Source organism: Kineococcus esterisolvens (assembly GCF_050871405.1).
GTDB lineage: Bacteria > Actinomycetota > Actinomycetes > Actinomycetales > Kineococcaceae > Kineococcus.
The window spans coordinates 15,099-28,385 of sequence record NZ_JBJLRI010000001.1; the positions used below are offsets into that span (position 1 = coordinate 15,099).

General features: G+C 76.9%; 13 protein-coding genes and 1 tRNA gene. 6 read left to right on the forward strand and 8 right to left on the reverse strand.

The features are described 5' to 3' along the window. The first annotated feature begins 34 nt into the window (after positions 1-34). From flgL to ACRYR8_RS00100, 5 genes are all read left to right on the forward strand, one after another. Positions 35-958 (forward strand): flagellar hook-associated protein FlgL, encoded by a 924-nt coding sequence (flgL, locus tag ACRYR8_RS00080; protein WP_432482041.1) that lies wholly within the window; start codon positions 35-37, stop codon positions 956-958. Positions 959-994: 36 nt separating this feature from the next. Beyond that, the gene (fliW, locus tag ACRYR8_RS00085; RefSeq protein ID WP_432482042.1) at positions 995-1,399 is read left to right on the forward strand and encodes a flagellar assembly protein FliW; all 405 of its coding nucleotides are present in this window, start codon (positions 995-997) and stop codon (positions 1,397-1,399) included. 175 nt (positions 1,400-1,574) lie between these two features. After that, complete coding sequence (locus ACRYR8_RS00090; protein WP_432482043.1) at positions 1,575-2,090, forward strand: YbhB/YbcL family Raf kinase inhibitor-like protein; 516 nt, start codon at positions 1,575-1,577, stop codon at positions 2,088-2,090. Beyond that, complete coding sequence (locus ACRYR8_RS00095) at positions 2,087-2,635, forward strand: YbaK/EbsC family protein (RefSeq protein WP_432482044.1); 549 nt, start codon at positions 2,087-2,089, stop codon at positions 2,633-2,635. The genes ACRYR8_RS00090 and ACRYR8_RS00095 overlap by 4 nt, the downstream gene beginning before the upstream one ends. Positions 2,636-2,638: 3 nt before the next feature. After that, positions 2,639-3,058, forward strand: coding sequence for an SRPBCC family protein (locus ACRYR8_RS00100; protein WP_432482045.1), 420 nt, complete (start codon positions 2,639-2,641; stop codon positions 3,056-3,058). On the opposite strand, the gene ACRYR8_RS00105 is transcribed toward ACRYR8_RS00100, so the two are convergent. From ACRYR8_RS00105 to ACRYR8_RS00135, 7 genes are all read right to left on the reverse strand, one after another. Continuing rightward, on the reverse strand, positions 3,006-3,836 hold the full coding sequence (locus ACRYR8_RS00105; RefSeq protein ID WP_432482046.1) for a TrmH family RNA methyltransferase: 831 nt from the start codon (positions 3,834-3,836) through the stop codon (positions 3,006-3,008). The genes ACRYR8_RS00100 and ACRYR8_RS00105 overlap by 53 nt on opposite strands. A gap of 84 nt (positions 3,837-3,920) precedes the next feature. Beyond that, the gene (locus ACRYR8_RS00110) at positions 3,921-5,492 is read right to left on the reverse strand and encodes a methyl-accepting chemotaxis protein (protein WP_432482047.1); all 1,572 of its coding nucleotides are present in this window, start codon (positions 5,490-5,492) and stop codon (positions 3,921-3,923) included. 91 nt (positions 5,493-5,583) lie between these two features. Then, positions 5,584-7,233 (reverse strand): putative bifunctional diguanylate cyclase/phosphodiesterase, encoded by a 1,650-nt coding sequence (locus tag ACRYR8_RS00115; protein WP_432482048.1) that lies wholly within the window; start codon positions 7,231-7,233, stop codon positions 5,584-5,586. A gap of 219 nt (positions 7,234-7,452) precedes the next feature. Beyond that, positions 7,453-7,821: a hypothetical protein gene (locus tag ACRYR8_RS00120; protein ID WP_432482049.1), complete on the reverse strand. Its 369-nt coding sequence runs from the start codon at positions 7,819-7,821 to the stop codon at positions 7,453-7,455. A 107-nt stretch (positions 7,822-7,928) separates the two neighbouring features. Next, positions 7,929-9,767: a SelB domain-containing protein gene (locus ACRYR8_RS00125; RefSeq protein WP_432482050.1), complete on the reverse strand. Its 1,839-nt coding sequence runs from the start codon at positions 9,765-9,767 to the stop codon at positions 7,929-7,931. A gap of 2 nt (positions 9,768-9,769) precedes the next feature. Next, positions 9,770-11,083 carry an L-seryl-tRNA(Sec) selenium transferase gene (selA, locus tag ACRYR8_RS00130; RefSeq protein WP_432482051.1) on the reverse strand — a complete coding sequence of 438 codons (1,314 nt, stop codon included), beginning with the start codon at positions 11,081-11,083 and terminating at the stop codon, positions 9,770-9,772. Between the two features lie 47 nt (positions 11,084-11,130). Next, positions 11,131-11,226: transfer RNA gene (locus ACRYR8_RS00135), tRNA-Sec, on the reverse strand. A gap of 88 nt (positions 11,227-11,314) precedes the next feature. Here ACRYR8_RS00135 and selD point away from each other — a divergent pair. After that, positions 11,315-12,304: a selenide, water dikinase SelD gene (gene selD, locus ACRYR8_RS00140; RefSeq protein ID WP_432482052.1), complete on the forward strand. Its 990-nt coding sequence runs from the start codon at positions 11,315-11,317 to the stop codon at positions 12,302-12,304. A gap of 79 nt (positions 12,305-12,383) precedes the next feature. Here the strand turns inward: selD and ACRYR8_RS00145 are convergent, their stop codons facing one another. After that, positions 12,384-13,277 carry a formate/nitrite transporter family protein gene (locus tag ACRYR8_RS00145; protein WP_432482053.1) on the reverse strand — a complete coding sequence of 298 codons (894 nt, stop codon included), beginning with the start codon at positions 13,275-13,277 and terminating at the stop codon, positions 12,384-12,386. Between the last annotated feature and the right edge of the window lie 10 nt (positions 13,278-13,287).

Consider the following 13,287-nt stretch of genomic DNA (forward strand, 5'->3'; position numbering starts at 1 on the left):
CCCGCACCGACGACCTGACCCCAGGAGGTACCCCGTGCTCGGCCGAGTGACCCAGCGCAGCATCGCACTGAACTCCCTGACCAACCTGCAGGCCTCGCAGGCCCGCAGCAGCAAGCTGCAGGAGCAGCTCACCAGCGGCAAGGCGTACGCCAAGCCCTCCGACAACCCAGTCGCCGCCGGCAACGCGCTGCGCCTGCACGACCAGGTCGCCGTCAACACCGAGCACGGCCGCAACATCACCGACGCGCAGGCCGTGCAGACCACGCAGGAGAACGCGCTGGACAGCGCCCTCGCCGCGCTGCAGAAGGCCCGCCAGCTCACCGTCCAGGCGGCCAGCACCGGCAGCAACGACGGCAAGGCGCGCGCCGCCATCGCGATCGAGCTCGGTGAGATCAAGAACCAGCTGCTGAGCGCCGCGAACACCACCCACCAGGGCCGCCCGGTCTTCGCCGGCACCAGCGACCAGCCCGAGGCCTACGTGGTCGGGACCGACGCCGACGGCGAGCCGGTCTACACCTCCAGGGACAACGGCGCACCGCTCACGCGCACCGTCGGCCCGGGCCGGGAGCTGCGGGTGGACATCTCCGGCGCGGACGTCTTCGGCGGTTCCGCGGACGGGACCGCGACGAGCGTCTTCGCCGAGATCGACGAGCTGATCGCCGCCGTCAAGGGCACCGACGGCGCGGCCATCAGCGCCAAGCTCGAGGGCCTGGACGCGCGCCTCGGCGCCGTCACCAACGCGCTGGCCACCGTCGGCGCCCGGGTGAACCAGCTCGACGCGGCCCAGGAGGCCGTCGACGCGCGCGCCGACTTCCTCGGTCAGCAGCTCGACGAGGTCGAGGGCGTGGACCTCGCCAAGACGTTCGTCGAGTACAACCTGCAGAGCACCGCCTACCAGGCGGCCCTGCAGTCCACCGCCAAGGTCATCCAGCCCACCCTGCTCGACTTCCTCCGCTGATCCCCCTGAAGCCCAGGAGTTCCTAGAGTGACCCTCATGACCGACGCCCCCGTGTCCGCGCCCACGATCGACTTCGTGGCTCCCATCGCGGGCCTGCCGCAGCACGTGCGCTTCCACCTCGTCTCCCTCGACGAGGACGGCACGCTGTTCTCGCTGCGCAGCGTGGACGAGGAGGGCCTGCGCCTGGTCGTCGTGGCACCGGGCCGCTTCTTCCCCGGCTACGCGCCCGAGATCGACGACGAGACCGTCGCCGCCCTCGACCTGCGCGACGCCACGGAGGCGGCGGTGCTGTGCGTGGTGAACATCGGGAACGACCCGGCCACCGCGACGGTCAACCTGCTCGCGCCGGTGGTCATCAACCACCGCACGATGCAGGCGGCGCAGACGGTGCTCTCGGGCACCGACCTGCCGCTGCGGGCGCCGCTGCGGCCCGCCGTCTGAGGTCCACCCCGGGCCCCCGCACCCGGTCCCGACGGGCCCCCGCCGCTCCCCGCGGCGGGGGCCCGTCGCGTTCCCCGCCCCTTCCACCCGCGGCGCTCGAGGGGGTCGCGGCTTCCTCGACCACCGCGGGGGGAGGCGGGCTGCGCGGGGTGGGCGGGGCTCGTAGGGTCGGGGCATGGACCTCGAGCGCCCCGTCGCCCCCGATCCTTACTCGCTGCTGCCGAAGGTGCCGTCCTTCACGCTGACGTCCACGGACGTCGCCGAGGGCGAGCCCATGGCCGAGGCGCACGCGAGCGGCAACACGTCCCCGCAACTGTCCTGGTCCGGCTTCCCGGAGGGCACGAAGTCGTTCCTGCTCAACGTCTTCGACCCCGACGCCCCCACCCCGGCCGGGTTCTGGCACTGGACGGTCGTGGACCTGCCGGTCACCGTGACGAGCCTGCCGACGGGCGCCGGCTCGCAGCCGGCCCCCGAGGGCGCCACCGCGCTGCGCAACGACACGGGCACCGCCGACTACACCGGCGCCGCTCCCCCGCCCGGCGACCGCCCGCACCGCTACGTCTTCGCCGTGCACGCGCTGGACGTGGACTCGCTGGAGCTGCCCGAGGGCGCCACCCCGACCGTCGCCGCGTTCACGTCCCTCGGTCACGTGCTGGCGCGCGCCACGCTCACGCCCGTCTACTCCCGGTGAGCACCGCTCCCGCCGAGGCGCAGGCCGTCGCCGGGACGCTGGAGCTGGCGCCCGCGGCCGAGCACCCCGAGCTGCTGCCGCCGCAGGTCGCGGCGGCGCTGCCCGCGGAGGCGTGGGTGTGCGCCATCGACCCCGGCGTCGCCGACACCGCCGCCCTCGTGGAGGCGGCCGGGGTGCCGCTGGACGGGTCGGCGAACTGCGTGGTCGTCTCCGGCAAGCGCGCCGGTGAGGAGCGCGTCACGGCGTGCGTGGTGCTGGCCACCACCCGCGCCGACGTCAACGGCGCCGTGAAGAAGGCCCTGGACGTGCGCAAGGCGTCGTTCCTGCCGACCGAGCGGGCCGTGGCCGAGTCCGGCATGGAGTTCGGCGGCATCACGCCCGTGGGGCTGCCGGACGGCTGGCGCCTGCTGGTGGACCGCGCCGTCGCGGAGTCGGCGTGGGTGCTCGTCGGCTCCGGCGTGCGCCGCTCCAAGCTCGTGGTGCGCGGCGCGGACGTCGCCGTGCTGCCCGGTGCCGAGGTGGCCGACATCGCCCTGCGGGGCTGAGGGGTGCTGCTGCTGGTGGCTCGCGGCCGGCGCGACGCCGGCGCCGCCTGGGAGGACTACGCGGTACCGGCGCGCTGGCCGTCGTGGTCGCCGCAGATCACCGGCGTTGACTGCTCCGCAGCGCGCATCGCCGCGGGCGTCACCGGGACCGTGCACGCGCCGCTGGGCGTGCGGCTGCCGTTCCGCGTCACCGCCGTCGACGAGTCCTCGCGCACCTGGCGCTGGCGGGTCGGTGCCGGCCCGCTGACCGGCGAGCTGGAGCACCGCGTGCTCGCGGTGCCCGGCGGGAGCCTGACGGAACTGCGCCTGTCCCCCGCGCTGCTGGGGGCGCCGTACGCACCGCTGGCGTGGATCGCCCTGCGCCGCCTGGTCAGCGGGGACGCGTCTGCCACAGCGCCACCGCGCTGGCCGCGGCGACGTTGAGGCTGTCCACCCGCTCGTCCATGGGGATGCGCACCGCGACGTCGGCGCCCGCCAGCGCCCGGTGGCTGAGCCCGTCGCCCTCGGTGCCCAGCAGCAGCGCCAGGCGCTCCGGGGCGCGGAACTCCCCCAGGTCCACGGCGTCGTCGGTCAGCGCCAGCGCCGCGACGGTGAAACCGCTGCCGCGCAGCAGGTCCAGGTCGCCGGGCCAGGCGGTGGCACGCGCCCACGGCAGGTGCAGGACGGTGCCCATCGACACCCGCACGCTGCGCCGGTAGAGCGGGTCGGCGCAGCGGGGGCTGACGAGCACCCCGTCGACGCCGAACGCGGCGGCGGAGCGGAACAGCGCGCCGACGTTGGTGTGGTCCACGACGTCCTCGAGGACGACGAGCCGGCGCGGGCCGGGCTCCAGGGAGCCCAGCAGGTCGGCGGTGGCGCGCTGCGGCGGGCGGTGCATCGAGGCGATGGCACCGCGGTGCAGGTCCACGCCGGTCAGGCGGGCGAACGCCTCGACGGGCGCGACGTACACGGGCACGTCGGCGGGCACCACGGCGGCGAGCAGGTCGGCGAGCTCGTCGGCGCGGGCCGGGCTCAGCAGGAACGAGCGGGGCCGGTGGCCGGCGGCCAGGGCGCGCCGGACCACCTCGACGCCCTCGGCGAGGAACAGCCCCTCGACGGGCTCGCGCCGGGCCCGCAGCTGCACGTCCTTCAAGGAGGTGTAGTCGCGCAGGTGGTCCGCGCAGCGCTCGTCGGTCAGGTCGTCGAGCTCGATCCGCGGCACCCGCGGGACGCTACCCGACCCCGTCCCCCCGCCCGTGCGGCGGCGGAGCCGCGGTGGGGACGGGAGGACGGGTCTCGAGGGGCCTCACAGGCGGAAGCGGCCGACCAGGGTGCGCAGCTGCTCGGTGACGCCGGAGACCTCGTCGGCGGCGTCGCGGGTGGAGACCACCGAGCGGTCGGTGGCGTCGGTGGCCGCGGAGACCCCGTCGATGCCGGAGGTGATGCGCTCGGCACCCTGCGCGGCGTCACCGATGGAACGCGACATCTCCGAGGTCGTCGCCGTCTGCTCCTCCACCGCCGAGGCGATGGTGGTCTGCAGGTCGTTGATGCGGGCGATGACCTCGCTGATCGAGGAGATCGCCGTCACCGCACCGGAGGTGTCGGCCTGGATGGTCGCCACCCGCCGCCCGATGTCCTCGGTGGCGCGCGCGGTCTGCTGCGCCAGCTCCTTGACCTCCCCGGCCACGACCGCGAAGCCCTTGCCCATCTCCCCGGCGCGGGCGGCCTCGATCGTGGCGTTCAGCGCCAGCAGGTTCGTCTGCTCGGCGATCGCGGTGATGACCTTGACGACGTCGCCGATCTCCGCGGACGACTCCCCCAGCCGGGCCACGGTGGCGGTGGTCGCCTCGGCCGCCTGGACGGCCTGCGCGGCCACCCCGGTCGCCTCCGCAGCCGAGGCGGAGATCTCGCGGATCGCCGAGCCCATCTCGTCCGAGCCGGCGGCGACGGCCTGCAGGTTCGTGGTGACGGCGCTGATGTCGGCGCTGACGGCGCGGACCTCGGTCGCGGCGCGCTCGGAGGCGGTGGCGGACTGCGCCGAGGCGGAGGCGAGCTCGGCGGAGCTGCGGCCGAGGGTCTCGGCGCCCGTGGCGACCGAGGCGATCTCCGTGCGCAGGCGCGCCACGGCGCGGTCCAGTGCCGCGGCGGTGCGGCCCAGCTCGTCACCGCGGGTGATGCCGGAGGAGGCGGTCAGGTCGCCGGCGTCGAGCGCCTCGGCGACCGCGGCGATGCGCCCGGCGTCGTCGCGGATGCGGCGCACCACGACGGCGGTGACGGCGGTGCTGACGGCCAGGCCGCCCAGCAGCAGCCCGAGGACGGTCAGCACGGTGCTGTCGGCGCGGCCGGTGCCGGCGGCGACGGCCGCGGCGACGGCGGCCGCGGCGCTCTCCTGGAGCTGCGCGAGGTCGGTGTCGAACTCGGCCGAGGCGGCCTGGTAAGCGGCCAGGGCGGCCTGCCGCTCGGTGGCGTCGGTCGCGGTGAGCGCGACCGTGCCCTCCTCGCTCATGACGGCGAGCTGATCGGCCAGCTCGGCGGCGACCTCGGCGTCGGCGCCGGTGGCGATCTCGACGAGACGCTCGACGGCGGCGCTGCGGGCCTCGGTCGTGGCCTCGAGCCGCCCGGCGTCGCGTTCCCCGCCGGGCATGTACTGCACGGCGATGGCCAGCGCGGTGACCTGGGCGTTGGTGAGGGCGACGTCCTGGGTGGTCGTCTGCAGGGCCAGCACCTGGTCCTGCAGGACCTTCAGGTCCTCGGCCTGCCGGTAGCTGCTGACGGCACCGGTGGCGCCGAGGGCGACGGCCACCAGGGCCATGCAACCGGCCGAGCCGACGATGCGCGTGGTCAGGGACGCGGTGCGGGGGGTGCGCTGCTCGCTCATGCCGTGTGCTTCTCCTCGGGGCGCCGCGGGGAGCGCGGCGGCGCCCTCCACCCTCCCCATCGGCAGCGCGGGGCGGCGCTTGAGCCCTGGATCAGTTCCCGGCGCTGTCGCGGGCGAGCACGGGTTCCTGGGCGGCGCGGTCGACGCGGGCGAGGTCCAGGACCTCGTGCAGCATCCCCGTCGTCGCCTCCGGCAGGGCCCGGTCCAGGTCCAGGACGGGGCCGGGGTGGGCCAGCAGGAAACCCTGCGCGGCGTCGCAGCCCATCCGGCGCAGGGCGCCCAGCTGCTCGGGCGTCTCCACGCCCTCGGCGATGACGCCGACGCCCATGCTGCGGGCCATGCCGATGATGCCGGCGACGACCGCCTCGTCCTGGCGGCGCTGGCCGAGGCCGGCGATGAAGTGCCGGTCCACCTTCACGTGGTCGACGGGCATGGTCTGCAGGTGCGACAGGGACGACACGCCGCGGCCGAAGTCGTCGATGCCGACGCGCACGCCCATCATGCGCAGCGCGTGCAGGGTGCTGAACCCGGCGTTGGCGTCGGCGACGAGCAGCTCCTCGCTGACCTCCACCAGCAGCGCGTCACCGGCGGCTCCGGGCGGCTGCTCGGCCGACACGGCGTCCAGCAGCTGCCCACCCGCCAGCTGGCGCGGGGAGACGTTGACCGAGACGGTGAAGCCGCAGTCGTCGCCCTCGCGGGCGTACCACTCCGACAGGGTGCGCCACGCCTCGCGCAGGACCCACTGGCCGATGGGCACGATGAGGCCGGTGCGCTCGGCCAGCGGCACGAAGTCGCCGGGGTGCAGCAGGCCGCGGCGGGGGTGCTGCCAGCGCAGCAGCGCCTCCACCCCTTGCACGTGCCCGTCGGTGAGGTCCACGATCGGCTGGTAGTGCAGCCGCAGCTGGCCCTGCTCCACGGCCAGGGCGAGGTCCACCTCGGTCTGGGAGGCGTCCACGGCCTGGGCCTGCATGCGCTCGTCGAACAGCTCCGAGCGGGCCTTGCCGCCCTCCTTGGCGCGGTACAGGGCGGCGTCGGCGCGGCGCAGCAGCTTGGAGGCGTCGCCCTCGTCGCGGGCCAGGGCGATGCCGACGCTGGGGGTGATGCCCAGTGCGCGGTCGGGCCCGACGGTGACGGGCCGGTCGGCGATGGAGGACACGACGCGCTCGGCGATGCGGCTGGCGGTCAGGTCGTCGGACAGGTCCTCGCAGAGGACGGCGAACTCGTCCCCGCCGAAGCGGGCGACGGTGTCCTCGGGGCGCACGGCGGCGCGCAGCCGCTGGGCGACCTCGATGAGCACGGCGTCCCCCGCGGCGTGGCCGTGGGTGTCGTTGACGGACTTGAACCCGTCCAGGTCCAGGTAGAGCACCGCGCAACCGCGCGAGCCGCGCCGCGCCAGGGCGTGCTGCAGGCGGTCGGTGAACAGCTGCCGGTTGCCCAGGTCGGTGAGGGGGTCGTGCAGGGCCTGGCGCAGGGCCGCGTCGAGGCGCTCCTGGCGCTCGCGGCCCTCCTCGTCGACGCGCTCGGCGGACTGCACGGCCAGCAGGAGCAGCAGCAGGGCGCTGACGATGCCGCCGCACAGCGCCGCCAGGAGGGTCTGCAGGCTCGGGGGCCCGCCCACCAGTCGATGCAGGAGCGCCACGACACCCACGACGACGAGGGGCGAGGCGACGGCCCACGGCACCACGCGGGTGCGGACGTCGTCACCGGCCCGGTGGCGCACCGACCACGGCCACCGCAGCATGCCGTGCCCTCCCCTCTCGCCGGCAGCCGCACCGATCGTCGCACCGGTGCTCGCTGGCAGGCTCGGTGAAGCCTCGCGCCTCACTCCGCTCGGTGACAAGAGGACCACGCTGGTGTGAACGCCGCACCTCAGCAGCCCCAGGCGTCACCCGATCGGCCCTGTCCGCCCGGGCCCGGGCGGCTCAGCGCCCCGGAGGGGCGTAGCGCTGGACGGTGCGCGTCAGGCGGCGTCGCTGCGCGATCGCGCCGGCGCCGCCGGTGCCGCCGGTGCCGCCGGTGCGCTGCGGGGCGCCGGGACGGCGGCCGACGGCGCGGTGGCGCGGCCCACCCCGGACGGGCCCTCGGCGACCTCCCGCAGGCTGCGGGCCAGGGCCGCGGTGCGGTGGGCCCAGCGCAGGCCCGCGCCGGCCGCCAGCGCGCCGGTCGCCACCAGCGCGGCGGTGCCGGGGCCGGCGTGCGCGAACGCCGCGAGGGAGGCGAGCAGCCCGGCGGCGGGCACCGCGGTGGCCAGCACCGGCTGCAGGCGCACGACGCGCGGTCCGGACGGGTGGGTGCCGGTCCCCGGCTGGGGCTGGGGTTCAGTGCTCACGGGGGACCGTCCTGGGGTCGTCGGGCGTGCGGGGCGTCGCCCGGCGCGGGGACGTCCCCGCCAGTGTGGGCAGTGCACCCCCCTGATCGCGGTACGTGAACGCACGATCACTCTCGTGGCGGCTCAGCACCCCCCGGACGGCCCACGGGCGCCGGGCGCCCACCGTCCCCGAGCACCCGGCGGCGGTCGTCGGCACCCCGGGAGGTCAGGCGGGCCGCGTCCAGCGCCTCCAGCAGCGGCAGCGCCACCCGGCGGGAGGTGCCCAGCGCCCGGCGCGCCTCGCTCGCCGTGAACGGCTGGGGCAGCCCGGCCAGCGCGCGCGCGGCCCGGCGCAGCGCCCCCGGGGCCAGCACGACGCCCTCGGCGACGCGCTCCAGGCGCCCGGCGCGCACGGCGGCGGCGAGCTCGCTGCGCCCCAGGCCCAGCTCACGCAGCCGCTCGGCGTCCGGCGCGGCGAACGGCCGCCCGGCGAGGTCGGCGAGCACGGCGGCCACGGCGCGCTCGACCCGCGGCGGCAGCTGCGCCGCCGCGGCCCCGGCGACCACTCGCCCGTCCACCAGCTGCAGCGGCGGGCGCACGGCGGCCTGCACCAGGGCCCGGTCCGGCAGGCCGAGGGCGCGGCGGGCCTCCTCCAGCGGCAGGCCGGGCCGCAGCGGGTCGGCGGCGGCGTGCTCGGCGACGAGGCCGGCCAGCCGCTCGCCGGCCCGTTCCAGCAGGCCGGGTGCCACGTGCCAGTCCCCCGCCACCGGGGAGGTGCGCACCCGCACGCCCATCGCCCGCAGGTCCGCCCCGCGCACCACCCGGCGGCGGCGCAGCTCGGAGGCCTCGTCCGGCTCGCCGCCCAGCCCCTGCAGGTCGGCGACGCGGGCGGCGGCGGCGCCGCGCCGGCGCAGCGCGGGCGGGCGCACGTCGAGCACGACGCCGGCGCCCAGGACGAGGTGGCGGGCGGGGTCGCGCAGCAGCAGGCGGTCCCCGAGGACCAGGGGCAGCGGGGCCTCCAGCCGCAGGCGCACCAGCAGGTCGGCCCCGTCGCGGCCCAGCGGGCGGCTCCGGGCGGGCACGGCGGCGGACCCGGCGTGCACCACGAGGCGGCCGGGCAGCTCGCCGGGCCCCTCGCCCGCACCGGGGCAGCGCACGTCCAGCACGTCGGTGCGCACCGACCAGCCGGGGGTCACCAGCGCGTCCCCGCGCCCGACCTCACCGCGCTCCACGCCGCGCAGGTTCACCGCCACGCGGGCCACGCCGCTCGCGCTCGCCACGTCCTGCTCCAGGCTCTGCAGCCCCCGCACCCGCGCCCGGCGCACCCCGGAGGCGGTGGCGAGGTCCAGCTCGTCGCCGGTGCGCAGCGTCCCGGCGCCCAGGGTGCCGGTGACGACGGTGCCGGCGCCGCGGATCGTGAACGCCCGGTCCACCCACAACCGCACCGGACCCGCCGCCCGCGGGGCCGGCACGGCGGCCAGGACCTCCGCCAGCACGCGGCGCACCTCGTCCAGGCCGGCGCCGGTGACGGCGCTGCACGCCACCGCGGGCACCCCGGCCAGGGACGTGCCGGCCAGCTCGGCGCGCGCGGCCGCCAGCGCGGGCGCCGGGTCCGCCAGGTCGGCACGGGTGACGACCAGCAGCCCGTGCCGCACGCCCAGGGCGTCCAGCGCCGCCAGGTGCTCGGCGGACTGCGGCATCCACCCGCCGTCGGCGGCGACCACGAGCAGCGCCACCGGGACGGGACCGACGCCCGCCAGCATCGTCGGCACGAAGGAGGAGTGGCCGGGCACGTCGACGAACGCGACGCTGCCCGCACCGGGCAGCTCGGCCCACGCGAACCCCAGGTCGATCGTCAGGCCGCGGCGCTTCTCCTCCGCGAGCCGGTCGGGGTCGGTGCCGGTGAGCGAGCGCACGAGGCTGGACTTGCCGTGGTCGACGTGACCGGCGGTGGCGACGACGTGCACGGCTACGCCCCCGCCCCGCGCGCCGCGCGGACCACGGCGGCGGCGACCTCGCCGTCGCGGGCCGCGGGCACGCACCGCAGGTCCAGCAGCAGCCGGCCGCGCTCGACCCGGCCCACCACGGGCGGCTCCCCGAGCCGCAGCGGGGCGGCGAGCGCCTCGTCCAGCGCCACGGCGGCCGAGGGCAGCTGGACCCCGGGCGCGCCGCCGCCGCCGACGACGGCCGCGGCGTCCACGACCCCGGCCGCCACGCCGGCCGCGCCGACCTGCCGCGCCAGCTGCGCGCACCGCTCGCGCAGCGCGGTGACGTCGGCGTGCAGGGCGTCGCGGGTGGGGGTGGCGGCGGTGCGCAGGGTGGCCTCCAGGGCGGCGAGGGTGAGCTTGTCCACCCGCAGCGCCCGGGCCAGGGGGTGCCGGCGCAGCCGGTCCACGAGGTCGGCGCGACCCAGCAGCAGGCCGGCCTGCGGTCCGCCGAGGAGCTTGTCGCCGCTGGCGGTGACGAGGTCGGCGCCGGCGCGCAGCGCGGTGGCGGCGTCGGGTTCGTGCGGCAGCAGCGGCTCGGGGCGCAGCAGGCCGGAGCCGGTGTCGACCACGACGGGCACGCCCAGGCCGGTCAGCTCACCCGCCTCGACACCGGAGGTGAAACCGGTGACGACGAAGTTGGAGGGGTGGACCTTCAGCACCATGCCGGTGTCCGGGCCGACGGCGGCGGCGTAGTCGGCGACGGTGGTGCGGTTGGTGGTGCCGACCTCCCGCAGCCGTGCGCCGGTGGACTCCAGCAGGTCCGGCAGGCGGAACCCGTCGCCGATCTCGACCATCTCGCCGCGGCTGACGACGACCTCGCGACCGGCGGCCAGCGCGGTGGCGGCCAGCACGAGGGCGGCGGCGCCGTTGTTGACGACGTGGACGTCGCCGGCGTCGGGGACGGCCGCGCGCAGCGCCGCCAGCGCCCCCCGGCCGCGGCGGGCGCGCCGGCCCGTGGCGAGGTCCATCTCCACGTCGGTCGCGCCGCAGGCGCCGACGACGGCGTCGACGGCCCCGCGGGCCAGCTGGGCGCGGCCGAGGTTGGTGTGCAGGACGGTCCCGGTGCAGTTCAGGACGCGGCGCACCGTCGAGGGCGCGGGCAGCGCGGCCAGGACGGCGGGCACGACGTCGCCGGGCGCGACCCGCCCGGCGCGCACCGCGTCCTGCACCTCGCGCACGAGCGCCTTGACGGTGTCGCGGCCGTGCCGGGCCAGGGCACCGGTCAGCTCGGGGGCGGCGAGGACGGCGTCGGTGCGGGGCACCGCGCGGCGGGGGTCGGGCGGGGCGTCGGGCACGGTCGCCGAACCTACCCCGGGGGCCGGACGAGCACCCGGGCACGCGCTGGCGGAGGCGGATGGGAATCGAACCCACCTGACCGAGGTGCTCGGTCACGTCGGTGTTGAAGACCGCGGGGGCCACCAGGCACCCGTACGCCTCCGTGCTGCGCGTGCGGGGGCCAGCCTGCCACAGCCCGCAGCGCAGCCCGCCGCGCGGCACGCGGCGGGCGCTGGCCTACGGTGAGCGCCGTGACGGTCCTCGACGCGGTGCGCCTGACGCAGTACGCCCACGGCGGCGGCTGCGCCTGCAAGATCCCCCCGGGGGAGCTGGAGGAGATGGTCGCGGGCCTGGCGCCGCCGCCGGGCGAGGACCTGCTGGTGGGGGTGGGTGACGACGCGGCGGTCGTGCGGGTGCGCGGCGGGCTCGCGGTGATCGCGACGGCGGACTTCTTCACCCCCGTGGTGGACGACGCCTACACCTTCGGCCGCATCGCGGCGACCAACGCCCTCTCGGACGTGTACGCGATGGGCGGCGCACCGCTGGTGGCGGTGAACCTGCTGGGCTGGCCGCGCGACGTGCTGCCGCCCGAGCTGGCGCGGGAGGTGCTGCGCGGCGGCGCCGACGCGGCCGCGGCGGCCGGTTGCCACCTGGGCGGTGGGCACAGCATCGACGACCCGGAACCGAAGTACGGGATGGCCGTGACCGGCACGGGCGATCCGGACCGCCTGCTGCGCAACGACGCGGCGGTGGCGGGCGTGCCGATCACGCTGACGAAGCCGCTGGGCCTGGGTGTGCTGAACAACCGGCACAAGAGCACCGGGGAGGTGTTCGAGGAGGCGATCGCGGTCATGACGACGCTCAACGCGGCGGCGTCGGCGGCGGCGCTGGCGTCGGGCGCCCGCTGCGCCACCGACGTGACGGGGTTCGGGCTGCTCGGGCACCTGCACGAGGTAGCCCGGGCCAGCGGCGTCACCGCGGTCGTGGACGCCGCGGCGGTCCCGTACGTGGACGGGGCCCGCGAGTCGCTGGAGGCCGGGTTCGTCCCCGGCGGCAGCCGCCGGAACCTGGACTGGGTGCGCCCGACGCTGGACGCGGGCGGCGCGGGCGAGGACGAGCTGGTGCTGCTGGCGGACGCGCAGACCTCCGGGGGTCTGCTCGTGGCGGGCGAGGTGCCCGGGTACCCGGTCGTGGGCGAGTTCGTCCCGGCCCGCGCCGGTGTGACGGTCGCCGTCCGCTGACCCGCCCCGCCTCCCGCGGTGATCGAGGGAGTTGCGACCCCCTCGATCACCGCGGGTGCGGGCACCGCGGGGTGCGGGGTCAGGGGGCGTCGCGGCCGCTGCCGCGGGGGGCTCCGGCGGTGGCGGACTCGTCGGAGCTGGAGGCGGTGCGCGGCGCGTCCTGCGGCGTGCCGCGCAGGTACAGGAACCAGTAGGCGACGCCGACCAGCACGGCCCCGCCGATGGCGTTGCCGAGCCCGGCGAACAGCCAGTTGGTGAGGATGTCGCCCCAGCCCAGGCCCGGGGTCCCGGCCCAGTACGCGGCGGGCAGGAAGAACATGTTGGCGACGACGTGGTCGAACCCGAGGGCCACGAACGCGGTGATGGGGAAGAAGATCGCGAGGATCTTCCCGGCGATGTCCTCCGCCGCCAGGGACATCCACACGGCCAGGCAGACCAGCCAGTTGCAGCCGATGGCGCGCAGGAACACCTCGGAGTGGCTCTCGGCCAGGGCCTTGCCGGTGGCGATGGACGACAACCGCTCGAACGTCGCGGCGGCCGTGGTGCCGTCCTCGGCGCCCGGACCGCCGATCACCCCGGTCTGCACCGCGAGGAAGTAGGCCACGAACAGCGAGCCCACCAGGTTCCCGGCCAGCACCAGGCCCCAGTTGCGGGCCAGGCGCCCCCAGGTGGCCTTGCGCCGCATGAGCGCCATCGGCACCAGCGCCATGTTCCCGGTGAGCAGTTCGGAGCCCGCGATGAGGACGAGGATCAGGCCCAGGCTGAACACGGCGCCGGTCACCAGGGTGACGGCACCGCCCCAGATGGCCCGGTCCATGCCGGCGCTGACGTCGACGGCCAGCAGGCCGGCGATGCCGATGTAGGCACCGGCGAGGAACCCGCCCACGAGGAGCTTGCCGACGCTCAGGTGCGCTTTCTTCTCCCCCGCCGCCACGGCGGCGACGGCGATCTGGTCGGGTGACTTGAACGCCACGGTCCCTCCA

What these genes read in the sequence shown, in the direction of transcription:
- ACRYR8_RS00090 (WP_432482043.1), top strand. Translation starts at nt 1,575, where the DNA reads ATGGACCTCGAGCGCCCCGTCGCCCCCGATCCTTACTCGCTGCTGCCG.
- fliW (WP_432482042.1), top strand. Translation starts at nt 995, where the DNA reads ATGACCGACGCCCCCGTGTCCGCGCCCACGATCGACTTCGTGGCTCCC.
- ACRYR8_RS00110 (WP_432482047.1), bottom strand. Translation starts at nt 5,492, where the DNA reads ATGAGCGAGCAGCGCACCCCCCGCACCGCGTCCCTGACCACGCGCATC.
- ACRYR8_RS00115 (WP_432482048.1), bottom strand. Translation starts at nt 7,233, where the DNA reads ATGCTGCGGTGGCCGTGGTCGGTGCGCCACCGGGCCGGTGACGACGTC.